General features: G+C 57.1%; 17 protein-coding genes. 4 read left to right on the top strand and 13 right to left on the bottom strand.

Translation table 11 applies throughout. The features are described from left to right. Positions 1-4: 4 nt before the first annotated feature. Entirely contained in the window at positions 5-877 is an 873-nt protein-coding gene (locus tag GJ746_RS11205) for an AraC family transcriptional regulator (protein ID WP_154680256.1), read from the bottom strand. A gap of 155 nt (positions 878-1,032) precedes the next feature. Between GJ746_RS11205 and GJ746_RS11200 the strand changes: the two genes are divergently transcribed. Continuing rightward, on the top strand, positions 1,033-1,173 hold the full coding sequence (locus tag GJ746_RS11200; protein ID WP_154680255.1) for a hypothetical protein: 141 nt from the start codon (positions 1,033-1,035) through the stop codon (positions 1,171-1,173). Between the two features lie 413 nt (positions 1,174-1,586). Here the strand turns inward: GJ746_RS11200 and GJ746_RS11195 are convergent, their stop codons facing one another. Continuing rightward, on the bottom strand, positions 1,587-3,203 hold the full coding sequence (locus tag GJ746_RS11195; RefSeq protein ID WP_154680254.1) for a peptide ABC transporter substrate-binding protein: 1,617 nt from the start codon (positions 3,201-3,203) through the stop codon (positions 1,587-1,589). A gap of 188 nt (positions 3,204-3,391) precedes the next feature. On the opposite strand from GJ746_RS11195, the gene mpaA reads away from it, so the two are divergent. Beyond that, a complete protein-coding gene (gene mpaA, locus GJ746_RS11190; protein ID WP_154680253.1) occupies positions 3,392-4,099 on the top strand; it encodes a murein tripeptide amidase MpaA in 708 nt (235 codons plus the stop codon). Here the strand turns inward: mpaA and ycjG are convergent. Then, positions 4,096-5,061, bottom strand: a complete 966-nt coding sequence (ycjG, locus tag GJ746_RS11185) for an L-Ala-D/L-Glu epimerase (protein ID WP_154680252.1) — start codon at positions 5,059-5,061, stop codon at positions 4,096-4,098. The genes mpaA and ycjG overlap by 4 nt on opposite strands. A 101-nt stretch (positions 5,062-5,162) precedes the next feature. Between ycjG and tpx the strand changes: the two genes are divergently transcribed. Further along, positions 5,163-5,669, top strand: coding sequence for a thiol peroxidase (tpx, locus tag GJ746_RS11180; protein WP_004101479.1), 507 nt, complete (start codon positions 5,163-5,165; stop codon positions 5,667-5,669). A gap of 43 nt (positions 5,670-5,712) precedes the next feature. Here the strand turns inward: tpx and GJ746_RS11175 are convergent, their stop codons facing one another. The 9 genes from GJ746_RS11175 to pspA all read right to left on the bottom strand — a co-directional run bounded on the left by GJ746_RS11175 (position 5,713) and on the right by pspA (position 13,158). Continuing rightward, positions 5,713-6,768, bottom strand: a complete 1,056-nt coding sequence (locus GJ746_RS11175) for an AbrB family transcriptional regulator (protein ID WP_195908825.1) — start codon at positions 6,766-6,768, stop codon at positions 5,713-5,715. 116 nt (positions 6,769-6,884) lie between these two features. Continuing rightward, positions 6,885-8,426 carry a transcriptional regulator TyrR gene (tyrR, locus tag GJ746_RS11170; RefSeq protein ID WP_154680251.1) on the bottom strand — a complete coding sequence of 514 codons (1,542 nt, stop codon included), beginning with the start codon at positions 8,424-8,426 and terminating at the stop codon, positions 6,885-6,887. Positions 8,427-8,710: 284 nt separating this feature from the next. Then, a complete protein-coding gene (locus GJ746_RS11165) occupies positions 8,711-9,772 on the bottom strand; it encodes a YcjF family protein (protein WP_154680250.1) in 1,062 nt (353 codons plus the stop codon). Further along, positions 9,769-11,166, bottom strand: coding sequence for a YcjX family protein (locus tag GJ746_RS11160; protein ID WP_154680249.1), 1,398 nt, complete (start codon positions 11,164-11,166; stop codon positions 9,769-9,771). Before GJ746_RS11160 ends, GJ746_RS11165 begins: the two co-directional genes overlap by 4 nt. A gap of 89 nt (positions 11,167-11,255) precedes the next feature. After that, entirely contained in the window at positions 11,256-11,573 is a 318-nt protein-coding gene (pspE, locus tag GJ746_RS11155; RefSeq protein ID WP_154680248.1) for a thiosulfate sulfurtransferase PspE, read from the bottom strand. 33 nt (positions 11,574-11,606) lie between these two features. Then, positions 11,607-11,837: a phage shock protein PspD gene (gene pspD, locus GJ746_RS11150; protein WP_139538234.1), complete on the bottom strand. Its 231-nt coding sequence runs from the start codon at positions 11,835-11,837 to the stop codon at positions 11,607-11,609. An 18-nt stretch (positions 11,838-11,855) separates the two neighbouring features. Next, entirely contained in the window at positions 11,856-12,215 is a 360-nt protein-coding gene (gene pspC / locus GJ746_RS11145; protein ID WP_154680247.1) for an envelope stress response membrane protein PspC, read from the bottom strand. After that, a complete protein-coding gene (pspB, locus tag GJ746_RS11140) occupies positions 12,215-12,439 on the bottom strand; it encodes an envelope stress response membrane protein PspB (RefSeq protein WP_004101459.1) in 225 nt (74 codons plus the stop codon). The genes pspC and pspB overlap by 1 nt, the downstream gene beginning before the upstream one ends. 50 nt (positions 12,440-12,489) lie before the next feature. Further along, positions 12,490-13,158 (bottom strand): phage shock protein PspA, encoded by a 669-nt coding sequence (pspA, locus tag GJ746_RS11135; protein ID WP_154680246.1) that lies wholly within the window; start codon positions 13,156-13,158, stop codon positions 12,490-12,492. 152 nt (positions 13,159-13,310) lie between these two features. On the opposite strand from pspA, the gene pspF reads away from it, so the two are divergent. After that, entirely contained in the window at positions 13,311-14,300 is a 990-nt protein-coding gene (gene pspF, locus GJ746_RS11130) for a phage shock protein operon transcriptional activator (protein ID WP_195908824.1), read from the top strand. On the opposite strand, the gene GJ746_RS11125 is transcribed toward pspF, so the two are convergent. Continuing rightward, positions 14,291-15,682, bottom strand: coding sequence for an MFS transporter (locus tag GJ746_RS11125; RefSeq protein ID WP_154680245.1), 1,392 nt, complete (start codon positions 15,680-15,682; stop codon positions 14,291-14,293). The two genes, pspF and GJ746_RS11125, sit on opposite strands and share 10 nt — an antisense overlap. Positions 15,683-15,688: the final 6 nt, after the last annotated feature.

Below are 15,688 nucleotides of genomic sequence, written 5' to 3'. Positions count from 1 at the left end.
TGAATCAAATACTGTCGGTCGCCATACGTTTCCCCGGCGGCGCACCAAACATACGGTTATATTCACGGGTAAACTGCGAAACGCTGGCATAGCCAACCGAATACGCAGCCTGCGCGCTCCCGACGCCATCAGCAAGCATCAGATGACGGGCGTGAATCAGGCGAAGCTGCTTCTGGAATTGCAGGGGCGAAATCGTTGTGATGGCGCGAAAATGCTGATGGAACACGGACACGCTCATCCCCGCCACGCCAGCAAGCTCCTCTACGCTTATCGAACGTGTAAACTCCTTACGCAATATCGCAACCGCACGGCTGATTCGCCCGGAACGGCTATCCACCGTCCCCAGGGCACGAATAGCAGGACCATGCGCGCTGCGAAGTAGCCAGTAATACAGCTCCCGCCGTAACCCATCCCCCAGAACGGCCATTGCCTCCGGTTGTTCAAACAACTTTGCCAGCCGGTAAGCCGCGCCCGTCATCTCGGCATTTATCGGCTCGACCCCCACACATGGCGAATCCCCCTGCTTCTCAGGCGCAGCATCCAGCAGTTCATGCAGAATAGTGGTATCCAGTTCCAGCACCAGGGAATAGTAAGGATAACGAAGGCTGGCCTGGGTAATCTGACTGAGGGTCGGAACATCGGCAGCAATCACCATCGCCTCACCGGGGCCATAGTCAAAACTTTTCGTCCCGGTGGCGACGCATTTTCGGCCCTGCAGCAGCATCGCAATCAGCGGTCTGCCGATCGCCGCCTGCAATTCACCAGGATGCAAAGCCCGGACAATCGTCAGCCCCGGCACCGGCGTTACGGCAACCCCGTTCCGATCAACGTGAGCATCGGCATAACGGCGGCAGAGATCGAACAACATATGTCGCATAGGAACTCTTTCAGGTAATTTTAAAACCAGAGTATGCGGCAATTTTCGCCAGAACCAATCACTAAAAGAGAAACAGGCAAAAATAACAACAATCAGGCAATGTCGGCAGCTGCGATTCCCCTCTCGTTGAGTCTCCACTAACCAGGGGATATATCATGGGTAACATTGCACGCCTCACCGGCGCCAACCACGAGCGGCGTATCAGCGAGCCAGTCAGCGTCGGCAGCCGCATTCTTTATTTGCAGCTCCCATTCAACCGATACTGCTCGGTGCCTGATTATGTACTCGCCGGGTAGCGTCATGGATAGGACTGAAGCACGCATTTCCCTGAACACCGGGGTTAAACTGGTCGGCCCGGTATTGATTCTGATGTATGCGGTGGAGAACTTTACCCTGCGGGAGTTCAGTTAAGGTGATGTGAAGCGTAACCGGCGGCGCAGGCGTAACAGACTCCTCGCCAGCCGGAGAAAGAGGCGCAGCATCTGGCAATTTGATGCTGCGCTTAGCCATGGGCAATTCCCTGAACCTCATCCAGAGCGGCTTCAATCACCCGTTCTGGCGCGGCAGACAGCAACTCCTGGGATCGTTTATCGCCGAGTGATGACGAAAATCCGCCCTGTTTTTTCCGCTTATGGGGTTGAGCGCTGGGATTGCGCGGACTTAGTCCCGCCGCGATGGTTAACTGACGTAAGCGGGAGGTCAGTACCAATCAGTGCTTCAAGATATACATCGTACGGCTATAGGCCACATCTTCCGGATTGGCGATCGGGTATCCTTTCAGCCACGGTTTAATCAGACGGCCGTTGGTATACTGATAAATCGGCGCGATAGGCGCTTTCGCCATAATGATTTTTTCCGCCGCGTTGTAATCGTTATTACGCGCTTTTTCCGAAGTTTCCAGCGCCGCCTGAGTGAGAATTTTGTCGTAGGCCGGATCGTTGAAACGCGAGATATTACCGCTGTGTGTCGAAGTTAGCAGCGACAGGAACGTTGAAGGTTCGTTGTAATCACCCACCCATGAGGCGCGAATCACGTCGAAATTACCGGTATTACGGCTGTCGATATAGGTTTTCCACTCCTGGTTTTGCAGCTTCACGTCAACGCCAAGGTTTTTCTTCCACATAGAGGCTACCGCAATGGCGATCTTCTGGTGGTTTTCCGAGGTGTTATATAACAGCGTTAGCTTCAGCGGACGGCCGGGACCGTAACCCGCCGCCTGCAGCAGCGCTTTGGCCTGGGCATTCAGTTCGGCCTGGCTCATGCTCTCGATTTGCGTCGGCTGTGGAGTGAAACCTGCGGTCACATCCGGAGTAAAGCGCCAGGCCGGTTTCTCGCCCGTACCCAGGATTTTCTCCGCCATCAGACGGCGATCGATGGTCATACTGAGCGCCAGACGTACGCGCTCATCGGCGGTCGGCCCTTTCTGCGTGTTGAACGCGTAATAATAAGTGCCCAGCTGCGGCGGAGTATAAACCTGCCCCGGAATATCCTTCAGCAGCTTCTGATACAGGTTTTTCGGGAACGACTCGGTAATATCGATATCGCCGGCCAGATAGCGTTTGGTTGCCGCAGATTCCTGATTAATTGGCATAAACGTAACCTGCTGGATCACCGTTTTACCGTTATCCCAGTATTGCGTGTTGGGTACCACCACCAGCTTTTCATTCACCACGCGATCTTTTAACACGTACGCGCCGTTACCGATAAGATTTCCCGGGCGCGTCCAGTTATCGCCGCTCTCGACATTGGCCTTCTGCACCGGATAGAAAGCAAAACTGGCGGTCAGATTGCTGAACCACGGCAGCGGTTTATCCAGCTGCACGCGCAAGGTGCGCGCGTCCACGGCGGTGACGCCGAGGGTATCCGGCGCGGCTTTACCATCTATAATATTCTGTGCATTGGCGATACCGGCCAGCGCAGCAAACCAGGCAAACGGGGACGTGGTTTTAGGATCAACCAGACGCTGCCAGCTATAGACAAAATCCTCAGCCGTCACCGGCGTACCGTCTGACCAGCGGGCGTTATCGCGCAGGGTAAAAGTCCAGACGCGGTTATCATTACTCTGCCAGCGGGTCGCTACGCCCGGAATAAGGTTGCCTTTCTCGTCCTGATTGACTAAACCTTCAAAAAGATCGCGGATAACCTGAATTTCAGGCAGACCGACGGCTTTAGCGGGATCTAAGGAAGCGGGTTCATCTTTGATATGCCGCACCAGCACCTGGTTTTCGGCTAATACGGTACCCGGCGGGACATCTGCCGCCCAGGCAAGAGAAGAGACGCTGGCTAACCACAGCGCCCCGCATGTCAATGTGACAGGATACTTCATAAGATCCCCTTTAAAATAAAAAAACCACAGCTGGCAGTGCGATAATTATTTGTTTCATCACCTGAAATTGCAAACGGCTTGTGAAAGAAAGTTGACATATATGCTGATTTCACCATCGCTGGAAACTATTTGATTCCGGGGCGGTTTTACACAACACTGCTGAAAATAACCAGCTAACAGGATACCCTATGCCCGTTTCTCGTCCTCGCCCCCAGCGCGGTGATTTTCCGCCGGGAACACAACGCTATGGTCGGTCTCACCTTGGCGCTCCGCTGCTGTGGTTCCCTGCTCCGCTGGCCGATAGCCGCAGCGGCCTGATCCTTGCCGGTACCCACGGCGATGAAAACTCATCCATTGTCACTCTTTCCTGCGCGTTACGAACCCTGAAACCGGAATTGCGGCGCCATCACGTGGTGCTGGCGGTCAACCCTGATGGCTGCCAGCTGGGGCTGCGCGCCAACGCGCGCGGCATTGACCTGAACCGCAATTTTCCGGCGGCGAACTGGAAGGAAGGTGAAACGGTCTATCGCTGGAACAGCGCGGCTGAAGAGCGCGATGTGGTGCTGCTGACCGGTGAAAAACCCGCTTCAGAGCCGGAGACCCAGGCGCTGTGCCAGCTAATCCATCAGATCCATCCGGCGTGGGTGGTCTCTTTTCACGATCCGCTGGCCTGCATTGAAGATCCCGGCCACAGCGCGCTGGGACGCTGGCTTGCCGCTGCGTTTAGCCTACCGCTGGTGAGCAGCGTCGGTTATGAAACGCCCGGCTCCTTCGGCAGCTGGTGCGCGGATATCGGCCTGCCCTGCATAACCGCCGAATTCCCGCCAATATCCGCCGACGAGGCTACGGATAAATACCTGCCGGCAATGACGGAGCTGCTGCACTGGCATCCTTAAAGATGAAGCACTCCGGTGCTGAAACGCAGCGCCGGTTCAACATCCACCGCCAGCCATGTCGGGCCGTCAAGATCGGCGAAACGCGCCAGCGGCGCCAGCGGTAGCGCCGCGTTGATGGCTCTTGAGGTACACAGCATACAGCCCAGCATCCGCGCAAATCCCTGTCGCTCAGCTTCCTCCGCCAGCAACAGCGCTTCGGTCAAGCCGCCGGCTTTATCCAGCTTGATATTCACCATCTCATAGCGACCGCGCAACGCCGCCAGGCTATCGCGGGTATGGCAGCTCTCATCGGCGCAGATGGGCAGCGGATGGATAAAATTCTCCAGCGCCGCATCGTCTCCCGCCGGAAGCGGCTGTTCCAGCATCGCCACGCCGATATCCGCCAGCAGCTGGCAGCGTTCGGCCAGACCATCGCTACGCCAGGCTTCATTGGCATCGACAATCAGCGTTGCCTCAGGCACCGACTCACGAATGGCAATCAGCCGCTCGCTAATCAGATGGTCGTCAAGCTTCACTTTCAGCAATGTCGCTCCGTTTTCCCACAGCGCAGCCGCGCTGGCCGCCATCTGGTCCGGCGTGCCGATAACCACCGTTTGCGCCGTGATCACTTGCTGCGGCAGCGTTACGCCTAATAGCTGCGCGATGCTCTTACCCGCGCTGCGCGCCTGCCAGTCCCAGAGCGCGCAGTCCACCGCGTTGCGCGCGGCCCCCGGCGGTAACAGGCGTTGAATTTGCTCACGGGAGTCGCCGCGTTCAATCCGTTCGCCAATCGTCATAATCTGCGCCATCACCGAGGCAATACTCTCCCCGTAGCGAGGATAAGGCGTACATTCACCCGTACCTTTGACGCCATTTTCTTCAATTTCCACCACCACGACTTTTGCCTCGCTGCGGCTACCGCGGGCGATAACAAACGGAGTATGTAGCGGCCAGGCTTCTTCATAGACTCGCAGATTTCGCATTCCCTGAACCTCACAGGTAAATGTTAAAAGGATTTGCCGTGCTGATGACTGATGTCATACACTAGCCGCGACGTTAACTATATGTAAACAGGAAGATAACCATGTCACAAACCGTGCATTTCCAGGGCAACCCCGTTTCTGTTCAAGGCACCATTCCGCAGGCTGGCGCTAAAGCGCAGCCGTTTACGCTGGTGGCCAAAGATCTCTCTGACGTCGCGCTGAGCCAGTTCGCAGGCTCCCGTAAAGTGCTGAACATTTTCCCAAGCATCGATACCGGCGTTTGCGCGGCATCGGTACGTAAATTCAACCAGCTGGCATCTGAACTGAACAACACCGTCGTGCTGTGCATTTCCGCCGACCTGCCGTTCGCTCAGTCTCGCTTCTGCGGCGCGGAAGGCCTGAATAACGTAGTCACCCTGTCCACCCTGCGCGGCGCGCAGTTCCTGGCCGACTACGGCGTGGCTATCTCCGCGGGCCCGCTGGCCGGTCTGGCGGCACGCGCTGTCGTCGTCATTGATGAGAACGACCAGGTTGTTTACAGCCAGCTGGTGAACGAAATCACCGAAGAGCCGGACTATGACGCCGCTCTGGCTGCGCTGAAAGCGTAATATTGCCGATAAGCTACGTAAGCCCTCGTTTGTGAGGGCTTTTTTATTCCCGCGCCGCGTAGCGAGAAATACATCGCGCAATCGCCGGGCCGGTCAGCAAGATGGTGAACAGACGCAGTGTCTGCATCGCCATAATAAACGACATATCCGCTCGCGTACCGGCAGCAATAATCGCCACCGTATCCAGCCCGCCGGGACTGGTCGCCAGATAGGCGGTCATAAAGTCCAGCGGCAAAACCTGCGTGAGTCCATAGGCCATCAGCGCACAGAGCAGAATCAGGCCGAGAATTGATGCGAGGATCTGCGGCAGGGTTTTGAACGCCAGCAGGAAAATCTGTTTATTAAATTTTAGACCAACGCTCCAGCCAATGGCGGCATAAGCCAGCGCCAGTAGCCACTCAGGAAGTTCGAGCTGCAGCCAGCCTTCTCCCTGCACCAGCGCCCCGATCAGCATCGGGAAAAGCATCGCGCCGGAGGGTAAGCGCAGCCGTAGCCCCAGCCATCCCGCCGCCGCCGTCAGCAATAGCGTAAGCGGTAGCCGCCAGCTGATTGGGGGAAACCAGGCAATCTGCTGAGCCATCTCCTGAGCATCGCCGCCGAGCGCCACGCGAACGACCAGCGCTGCGGCTCCGGCAACAAACAGCACCCGCAGATACTGCATCAGCGCCACCAGTCGAACATCGGCGCCATACTCCTGAGCCATAATCACCATCGCCGAGGCGCCGCCCGGCGAGCTCCCCCACGCTCCGGTGGCGCCAGGCAGATCGCTGTAGCGCACCAGCAGCCATCCTGCCAGCGCGCTGATGGCGAGCGTAGTAACAAGGATCAACAGCACCAGCGCCCAGTTAGCCAGCAGAACGCCAAAAATAGAGGGAGTCAGGCTGCGGGCGATCATGCAGCCGATAATCGCCTGAGCGGCGATAAAAAAAGGACGAGGAACGCGGATTTCCGCACCGCGAAGGCTCAGGCAAATTCCGCCTATCATCGGCCCCAGCAGCATCGCGGCGGGAAGGTGAAACCACAAAAGTATAAAAGAAAGTACGCCGGAGAGAACCAGCAGTTTCATCCACTGAAAAAAAGGACTACGCCAGTTCCACATGCGTACTCCCGCTCAAGAAAGGGTAAAAAAGGAGTATATACACCAACATTTTTCGCGTGGATCCTTCCCTTTTCTGGCAATGCCAACCGGCAGCCTGGGCCACCGGTTGGCGGGGATTACTCGTCGCCTTTCTTCTGGCTCAGACCATATTCGCGCAGCTTATTGGCGATTGCGGTGTGCGATACGCCCAGACGCCTGGCCAGCTTACGCGTGCTGGGGAAGCTACGATAAAGCTGGGTAAGCACCGAGCGCTCGAAACGGCGCGTGATATCATCCAGCGAGCCTTCCATCGCTTCTTCGCCGACCGCCAACGAAGAGACGTCGTGATCCGGCAGCAGGATATCCTGAGGGCGCAGTTCAAAACCGTCCAGCTGAGTCAGCGCACGATAAATCGCGTTCTTAAGCTGGCGCACGTTACCCGGCCAGCTATAGCGCGTCAGTACGGTATTTAAATCTGCTGAAAGTTTAGGCCGCGGAATACCCTGCTCATCGGCAAAACGCGCCACAAACAGTTCGGTAAGCGGCATAATGTCCTGCGGACAATCGCGCAGCGGCGGCAGGTACAGCGTCAGCACGTTCAGACGATAATAGAGATCTTCGCGGAACAGCCCCTTTTGTACCAGTTCCACCAGGTTTTTCTGGGTAGCGCAAATCACCCGTACATCAACGTGGACTTCATGATCTTCACCGACGCGGCGGAAAGTCCCATCGTTAAGGAAGCGCAGCAGTTTAGTCTGCATACGCGGCGACATTTCACCAATTTCATCCAGCAGAACCGATCCGCCGTTAGCCTGCTCAAAGAACCCCTTTTTCCCCTGGATAGCGTCGCCGAACAGCTCGCTTTCTACCGCGTCTTCCGGGATGGAGCCGCAGTTCAGCGCCAGGTAAGGTTTCCCCGCGCGCGGGCTGGCCAGATGACAGGCGTGGGCCAACAAATCTTTGCCGGTACCGGTATCACCAACGATCAGCAGCGGCGCGCTGAGCATGGCCAGTTTGCGCGCCTGCTCAACGACGTGGCGCATTTTTGGCCCAACGGCGAGGATCTGGCTAAAGGCGCTGGTATCCTGGATAGTCATCGTTTGCAGCTGGCGTCCCATACGCACCGTCGAGCGTAGCATAGCGACCGCGCCGGTTAGCACCTTTTCGCCGTGCTCGCCTTCGAGATAGACCGGAGTGATCTCCAGCAGGAAATTCTGCCCGTTGACCACCACATGTTCGGCATGTGACTCCTGCGGACTGTTTTCCAGCCAGCGCTGGACGTTGAAATCGGTAATCAGCTGTGCGACCGGGTGATTGCGTAGTTTATCCTGGGTCTGACCAAACAGCTGACAGCTGGCCGGGTTAGCCAGTTCAACTTTTCCTTTGGTATCCAGCGAGAGAACCGGTTCCGGCATCGCCACCAGCAGCGCGCTGAGCGCCAGGTGTTCACGCTCTGATGGCATCCACGCGACGGTGCGTACGTCGGTGACGCCGGCGATGCGGCGAATTTCCGCCATCAGGCTGCTGAAGCTGGCAAACTCCAGCTCGGCGAAATTGAGATAGATTCGGCCAATAGGGTCAATCTCGATCCCCCGCAGGTCGATACCGCGCAGCACCAGTAAATCGAGTAATTCACGAGTCAGACCAAGACGGTCTTCACAAAAGACTTCAAGACGCATAGGAGTTTTCACCCTAAAAAGGCCAAGGACGGATGAATAATAGGACAGTTATTTGCTGGCGTGAAGATAGCTGTCAACAATTATTGACAGTATGGCGGAAAAATGGCCTTTCTGCCGTAAAGTTATGCGCTGGGAGGGAAAAATGGCAATGAGAACCGGTCATCACCGCCGCTGCTTTTCTCCCCGGATTGCGCTGCGCATCGCCGGGCTACAGGTGACAGCCTTCTGTAGAGCGGTATCCCGGCTAAAGCGTTCACGCTGTAAGCCGGGAATGCTTAAACGGCTTATTTGTCCGGGCTGCTTTTACTCTTCTGCAAAGTGTCTTTTAACTGGCCAATCAGCTCACGGCGAAAATCGCCCAGCCGCGGTTTATCGTCGGCGATCCACGGTAGAGGACGGCAGAGCTCCATGGCTTTAATTCCCAGCCGCGCGGTCAGCAGCCCGGCGCCGATACCCTGCGCCGCCCGCGCCGACAGCCTGGCCGCGAGATCCTGCGACATCCAGTCCATCCCCACTTCCCGCACCAGCTCGCTGGCCCCGGCAAAAGCGATATTCAGCAGCACCAGACGGAACAGGCGCAGACGGCTGTAGTAGCCCAGCTCAATGCCGTACAGGGTAGCGATGCGGTTGATAAGACGTAAATTACGCCAGGCGATAAATGCCATGTCCACCAGCGCCAGCGGGCTGACGGCAATCATCAGCGTCGACTCCGCCGCCGAGCGGCTGATTTCACGCCGCGCCTGCGCATCGAGCACCGGCTGCACGATCTGCGCGTACAGGCTCACCACTTCACGATCGTTCTGGGTTTCGTGGATCGCCGCATACCAGCGCTGCAGAGCCGGGTGCGATTGATCCAGCCCCGCCTGCTGAGCCAGCTTCTCGCAAAAGGCGCGTCCTTTGCCGACCGCATGGCTGTGCATCAGATCCCGCGCCTCATCACGCTCATGCGCACGCTGGCGCAGTCGCCACAGCCGGCGCCATTCGGTAGCTACTGAACCGACGCCGGCGCCAACGATCAGCGCCCCGGCAGCGCAGCCGCCGAGCGCGATCCAATCCTGAGTTTGCCAGGCGGTCATGGTCCATTGCACGCCCTGCGCCGCCACGCTGACGCCAAAGATAGCCAGACCAGCGCTAACCATTTTTCGCCACAGGCTACGCCTGGGCCGCAGCACCGACTCGACCACCGCTTCTGCCGCCCCTTCTTCTTCCTCAAGTACTTCAAGGCGCGCAGGAGCGAATTTCGCCGCGTCGGCACCGTCAAAAGCGCGGGCGGATTTCAGCGTTTGCGCTTTTTCCGCCTCCAGCGGACCGTCAAAATCGATACGCGGTTTCAAAGGTTCGGTCATCGCAATTTATCTCCGATCAAAAATTCCAGCGCCGCATCGAGGCGAATATGCGGCAGCGGTTTATCAACGTCCATCGCCTGCGGGCGGAAGTTTTCAAACTGAAAGCCCTGCTGCTCCCAGAATGCCTGCCCCGGCAGGCGGGCCGGTACCTCTCCTGGATAGACGGTCAACGGCTGTCCGTCGCTTAAGCGGTGGCCTCGCAGCGCGGGGATTTTTTCGCCGTTCACCTCGATAAGCCCGCTCTGCGTCGCCTGAATCGACGCCAGCCCCAGGCAGTCCATACTGATCCCTTCAAAAGCCGCGTTCTGCCAGGCATCCTGAATCAGCTGCTGCAGTAGCGAGACCATATTGCTGTGCTGATCGACGGTCACGTGATCCGCTTTGGTCGCGGCAAACAGCAGCTTATCAATAACCGGCGAAAACAGGCGACGGAACAGCGTGCGCTGGCCATAGTGGAAACTTTGCATCAGCTGCGTCAGCGCCAGGCGCATGTCGTTAAATGCCTGTGGTCCGCTGTTAAGCGGCTGCAGACAGTCAACCAGCACGATTTGCCGGTCAAAGCGCAGGAAATGCTCTTTGTAGAAGCCTTTAACCACTTTCTCGCAGTAGTATTTAAAACGCTCGCGCAGCATTCCGGCATTCGTCTGTTTGTCCGCCTGCGCCAGCCTGGCCTCGCCAAAGGCATCAACGTCTGGCCAGGGGAAGAACTGTAGCGCCGGAGCGCCGGCCATTTCGCCGGGCAGCACAAAGCGCCCCGGCTGAATAAAGTGCATCCCTTCACGCTTACAGGTATGCAGATAGTCGGTCCACGCCTCGGCGATCTCCGCCAGACGGCTTTCATCGGCGGGAGCAAGCGGATCCAGCCCTTCGCATAACTGCCGCCAGCGAGCAGACCATTCCCCCCGCTGCCCCTGCAGCAAGCCGGTCATCTGCCGTGACCAGGTCAGATAATCCTGAGCCAGCATCGGCAGATCCAGCAGCCACTCGCCAGGATAATCAACAATCTCCAGATACAGGGTCGACGTCTCTTTAAAGTGGCGTAGCAGCGACTCGTCAGAGCGATAGCGCAGCGCCAGGCGGATTTCGCTGACGCCGCGGGTGGGCGTCGGCCAGACCGGCGGCTGGCCGTACAGCTGGACCAGGCCTTCATCATAGGTGAAGCGCGGTATGCCGAAATCCCGCTGCGGTACGCGTTTGACGCCCAGCAGGCGCTCTTCTCTGGCCGCACTGAGCAGCGGTAGCCGCGCGCCGGCGTGAATATTCAGCAGCTGATTGACCAGCGCGGTGATAAAGGCGGTCTTGCCGCTGCGGCTGAGGCCGGTGACGGCCAGACGAAGATGCCGGTCAACCCCACGATTAACCAGCGCATTAAATTCTGTTTTGAGTCGCTTCATCGCCATCCTGTTGAGCCTGAAGAACGGGGGAAATACATATGAGGACTAATCAATAGAGTGCAATAGCCCCGCTGCGACGGGGCTGAAGATTATTTACTGGCGCTTTTCGGCCGATCTATCTGGCTAAGCCCACCGGCATTCACCACCTGCGTATAGCCCATTTCGGTCAACATTTGCTGGGCCTGACCCGACTGTCGACCAACGTTGCAATAGACGTTAATGGTATCGTTTTTATCCGGCACTTCGGCCGCAATGCGCGTTTTTAGTTCCGCCAGCGGGATATTCACCGCGCCCTCAACGTGTTCTTTTTGATACTGCTGCGGAATACGCACGTCAATCCAGTGCTCCGCCGCGGATACGGGTAAGGCAACCGCCAGCGCTAAACCGAGAAGCCATTTTCGTAGCATTTTATCTTCCTGATAGAGTGAGTTTTTAGGCCCTCATAACATACGCCATCCGCGACGTTTAGAAAACCGCAGCGCTGCCCGGCTGAGCATCGGTTCCAGAACAAGCATCAGCAGCATTTTCAGCGGCCGACGCGCGACGGATTTTACCGCCCAGCCTGCGACGCCTGCCGGACCGTAGCGCAGCGCGGTGAGCAGCACCAGCTTTCCTGCGATTTTCAGACCCGGTTTAACTTTTTGCCCGGCCTGCTGCCATTTCATGTTCATCGTTAACCTCAATTTCAATTACAGCTGACGAAAACGGCTACGTAACGAGAAGGTATCGGAGGTAACGTAGCGCTCCATTTCGCGCAAACGACGCTCACCGGCCGCCAGCTCTTTATCCGCCGCCGCTAACAGCTCCCCGCTGCTCGGCATTTTTTCACCATACAGTTCGCTTTCGGGCATCGGATCCAGCGCAAACGAGAGAATGATGTAGGCCACCACCACAAACAGGAACAGGCCAAAGATCATTGCCAGTACGGTAATCAGACGCACCAGCTTAACCGGCACGTCAAGATATTGCGCAATACCGGCGCAAACGCCTTTCACCATGCCCTGCTGCGGAATACGCCACAGTTTTTTACTCAAATCCAGTCCACCCATTATTTCTCTCTCCAGTTCGGATGCTCTGCATCAAGAATGGCTTCCAGCGCCTGAATACGTTCGCGCATACGCTTCGCGTCATCGGTCAGCTGCAGCAGACGCTGCTGTTCATTCTGCGATAAGCTGCCGCTGGCGGTGCGGTTGTTGTAATGCAGCCAGAGCCAGACCGGCAAAACAAACAGCACAAACAACGTCAAAGGGATGGCGAGAAAAAGCATGCTCATATGAACTCCTTGCAGATGGCGGCGGCACGTCTCGGTGCCGCCCGAATACATTACTGGTTATTTTGATTCATTTTGGCTTTTAACGCCGCCAGCTGCTCGCTGATTTCATCGTCCGCTTTCAGGTCAGCGAACTGTTGATCCAGCGATTTATCTTTGCCGAAACGGTGGCTTTCCGCTTCTGCTTCCATATGATCGATACGGCGTTCGAATGATTCAAAACGCGCCATCGCTTCGTCAATCTTGCCGCTATCCAGCTGACGGCGGACGTCGCGGGAGGAGTTTGCGGCCTGATGACGCAGCATCAGCGCCTGCTGACGAGCGCGGGTTTCGCTGAGTTTGTTTTCCAGCTCGCCAATCTCTTTTTTCATCCGCGTCAGCGTGTCATCAACCAGCTGCGCTTCATGTTCCAGGCTACCGATAAGGTCGGTCAGCTTCTGCTTTTCGATCAACGCCGCACGGGCCAGATCCTCTTTCTCTTTACGCAGCGCCAGTTCGGCTTTTTCCTGCCATTCCGCCTGCTGGGCAACGGCCTGTTCAATACGACGGGTCAGCTGTTTCTTTTCAGCCAGCGCCCGCGCCGAGGTCGAACGCACTTCAACCAGCGTGTCTTCCATCTCCTGAATCATCAGTCGAACCAGCTTCTGCGGATCTTCTGCTTTTTCCAGCAGGGAGTTGATGTTGGCGTTCACGATGTCGGCAAAACGAGAAAAAATACCCATAATTTCAATCCTCATAGTTCTGGTGTCAGGCATCGGCCTGTGCGATAGCTAATACAAATGCCGTGCCAACTTTTTATGTTATTGATTTTAATAGGTGTGGTTGTTATCTGGCCGGCACATTGCTACAGTGACCTGGTGAATCACACTACTAAATGGCGAAATTCATCATGGCGGATTACAAAGACAACCTGCTCGGCGAGGCCAATAGCTTTCTTGAAGTACTGGAACAGGTCTCCCGGCTGGCGCCGCTCGACAAACCGGTGCTGGTCATCGGCGAGCGCGGTACCGGCAAGGAGCTGATCGCCAGCCGCCTGCACTTTCTCTCTTCCCGCTGGCAGGGGCCGTTTATTTCGCTGAACTGCGCGGCGCTCAATGAAAATTTGCTCGACTCGGAGTTATTCGGTCATGAGGCCGGGGCATTTACGGGAGCCAGTAAACGTCATCCGGGGCGCTTCGAACGCGCCGACGGCGGTACCCTGTTTCTTGATGAACTGGCGACCGCACCGATGCTGGTACAGGAAAAGCTGCTGCGCGTCATTGAATATGGCGAACTGGAGCGAGTCGGCGGCAGCCAGCCGCTGCAGGTCAACGTCCGTCTGGTGTGTGCCACCAACGCCGATCTGCCGCAAATGGTGGAAGATGGGCTTTTTCGCGCCGACCTTCTCGACAGGCTGGCTTTCGATGTGGTGCAGCTGCCTCCTCTGCGCGAGCGTCAGAGCGACATCATGCTGCTCGCCACGCAGTTTGCTATCCAGATGTGCCGTGAGCTCGGACTGCCGCTGTTTCCAGGCTTTAGCGAACAAGCCGCCGCGACGCTGCAAAACTACCGTTGGCCGGGGAATATCCGTGAATTAAAAAACGTGGTTGAACGCTCGGTTTACCGCCACGGCAGCAGCGAAAGCGAGCTGGATAACATTATTATTAACCCCTTTCGCCAGCAGCACGCTGCGCCGGTCGCCGCAGCGGAGAAGACGCCCGGTCCCGCTCTGCCCCTCGATTTGCGCGCTTTCCAGCAGGAACAAGAAAAAAGCCTGCTCGAGAGAAGCCTTGAGCAGGCGAAGTACAATCAAAAACAGGCGGCCGAGCTACTGGGGCTGACCTACCACCAGCTGAGAGCATTGCTGAAAAAGCATCAGCTTTGAGCGTCGCGCGGCAGCAGCAGCGCGCTGACCGCTATTGACCCGAGACAGAGCGCGGCGTTAAACCACAGCGCATACTGCGCCGCGCGCGCCATCCCCAGCGGTAAAAACAGTGCAAAAAGTGACGCCGTCACGGCGATGCCCATCGCCCCACCGAGCGAGCTTCCCATTTTATAGATCCCCGAAGCCACGCCGACCTTACCCTCCGGAGCGTTGACCACCGCCGTATCCGTTGAAGGGGTGGCGTAGCAGCCGAGCCCGAAACCAAACAGCACGTTGCTGAAAAAAACCGTAACGACATAGGTCGATTTATCGAGAAATGTACACGAGATAAAGAGAATGCCGAGCGCGGTAAAGACCGGACCGGTCATCATCGGCAAACGCGCGCCGTAGCGTTGCAGTAGCTTCTCACCCACGCGGATCATCGCCAGAACGGTGACCAGATAGCCAAGCGTCATCATTCCGCTCTGCAGGGGGCTAAGCTGATGCCCCTGCTGCAACCAGATGCTAGCAATCATCATGGTACCGATGGCGCCGTTAAGCATAAAGTTCGACAGCACCGCAGCGCTGTAGGCCCGGTTACGGAACAGCGCAAAATCAATCAGCGCCGCGTCGCCTTTGCGCCGGCCGCTGCGGATAAAAAATAACCCCGCCGCCAGCGCGCCGGTCAGCATCGCCAGCGAGATGGCGCTGCTCCAGCCCCAGCCGTGACCTTTACTGATAAACAGATTCAACAGCACCAGAGAAAGGATCAGACTAAGCAGTCCGCTGATATCCAGCTTATGCTGCTGTGCGCTGGCGCTACGGCTTTCCGGAGTACCGCGCAGCAAGAATAGCGCCGCCAGCGCTACCGCAATGGAAAAAACAAAGATCCAACGCCAGCCCAGACCGGTGGCAATTGCTCCGCCGACAAACGAACACAGCCCGCTGCCGCCCCACGATCCGATAACCCAGAAGCTCACCGCCCGCTGCCGTGATTTGCCCTCGTACCAGGTTTTTATTAGCGCCAGCGTCGCCGGCATAATGCAGGCGGCGGAAAGCCCCTGTAAAACGCGCCCGCACAGAAATAGCGCTGGTCCCTGCGACAGAACCAGCATCGCGCTGCCGATAATGCTCAGAATCAACCCTAGCGTGGTCATACGCATACGGCCAAATTTATCCGCCAGACCGCCGCTGGCCACCACAAAGCAGCCGCTGAATAAGGCGCTCAGGCTCACCGCCAGAGTCAGCGTTTCCAGCGAAATATCAAGGCTGCTTTTCATTGCCGGAACCACGTTAATGACCGACTGAGCAAACAGCCAGAAGGTCAGAACGCTCAATACAATCCCCGTCAGCAGACGATCGGTGCCGACGAACTGCGCTTCGCTTAGCGATACAGAACTCATAACAGG

It is taken from the genome of Klebsiella oxytoca (assembly GCF_009707385.1).
In the GTDB taxonomy this organism is placed as follows: Bacteria; Pseudomonadota; Gammaproteobacteria; order Enterobacterales; family Enterobacteriaceae; genus Klebsiella; species Klebsiella oxytoca_C.
The sequence above is the reverse complement of the archived record's forward strand: the minus strand, read 5'-3'. Positions and strand labels throughout refer to the sequence as shown.

Bases quoted from the DNA above. Each gene is read 5' to 3' on its own strand.
- GJ746_RS11205 (WP_154680256.1), bottom strand. From the start codon at position 877: ATGCGACATATGTTGTTCGATCTCTGCCGCCGTTATGCCGATGCTCAC.
- mpaA (WP_154680253.1), top strand. From the start codon at position 3,392: ATGCCCGTTTCTCGTCCTCGCCCCCAGCGCGGTGATTTTCCGCCGGGA.
- pspD (WP_139538234.1), bottom strand. From the start codon at position 11,837: ATGAACATGAAATGGCAGCAGGCCGGGCAAAAAGTTAAACCGGGTCTG.
- pspB (WP_004101459.1), bottom strand. From the start codon at position 12,439: ATGAGCATGCTTTTTCTCGCCATCCCTTTGACGTTGTTTGTGCTGTTT.
- ycjG (WP_154680252.1), bottom strand. From the start codon at position 5,061: ATGCGAAATCTGCGAGTCTATGAAGAAGCCTGGCCGCTACATACTCCG.
- GJ746_RS11160 (WP_154680249.1), bottom strand. From the start codon at position 11,166: ATGAAGCGACTCAAAACAGAATTTAATGCGCTGGTTAATCGTGGGGTT.
- GJ746_RS11195 (WP_154680254.1), bottom strand. From the start codon at position 3,203: ATGAAGTATCCTGTCACATTGACATGCGGGGCGCTGTGGTTAGCCAGC.
- pspE (WP_154680248.1), bottom strand. From the start codon at position 11,573: ATGCTACGAAAATGGCTTCTCGGTTTAGCGCTGGCGGTTGCCTTACCC.
- GJ746_RS11125 (WP_154680245.1), bottom strand. From the start codon at position 15,682: ATGAGTTCTGTATCGCTAAGCGAAGCGCAGTTCGTCGGCACCGATCGT.
- pspF (WP_195908824.1), top strand. From the start codon at position 13,311: ATGGCGAAATTCATCATGGCGGATTACAAAGACAACCTGCTCGGCGAG.
- GJ746_RS11200 (WP_154680255.1), top strand. From the start codon at position 1,033: ATGGGTAACATTGCACGCCTCACCGGCGCCAACCACGAGCGGCGTATC.
- tpx (WP_004101479.1), top strand. From the start codon at position 5,163: ATGTCACAAACCGTGCATTTCCAGGGCAACCCCGTTTCTGTTCAAGGC.
- GJ746_RS11175 (WP_195908825.1), bottom strand. From the start codon at position 6,768: ATGTGGAACTGGCGTAGTCCTTTTTTTCAGTGGATGAAACTGCTGGTT.
- GJ746_RS11165 (WP_154680250.1), bottom strand. From the start codon at position 9,772: ATGACCGAACCTTTGAAACCGCGTATCGATTTTGACGGTCCGCTGGAG.
- tyrR (WP_154680251.1), bottom strand. From the start codon at position 8,426: ATGCGTCTTGAAGTCTTTTGTGAAGACCGTCTTGGTCTGACTCGTGAA.
- pspA (WP_154680246.1), bottom strand. From the start codon at position 13,158: ATGGGTATTTTTTCTCGTTTTGCCGACATCGTGAACGCCAACATCAAC.
- pspC (WP_154680247.1), bottom strand. From the start codon at position 12,215: ATGGGTGGACTGGATTTGAGTAAAAAACTGTGGCGTATTCCGCAGCAG.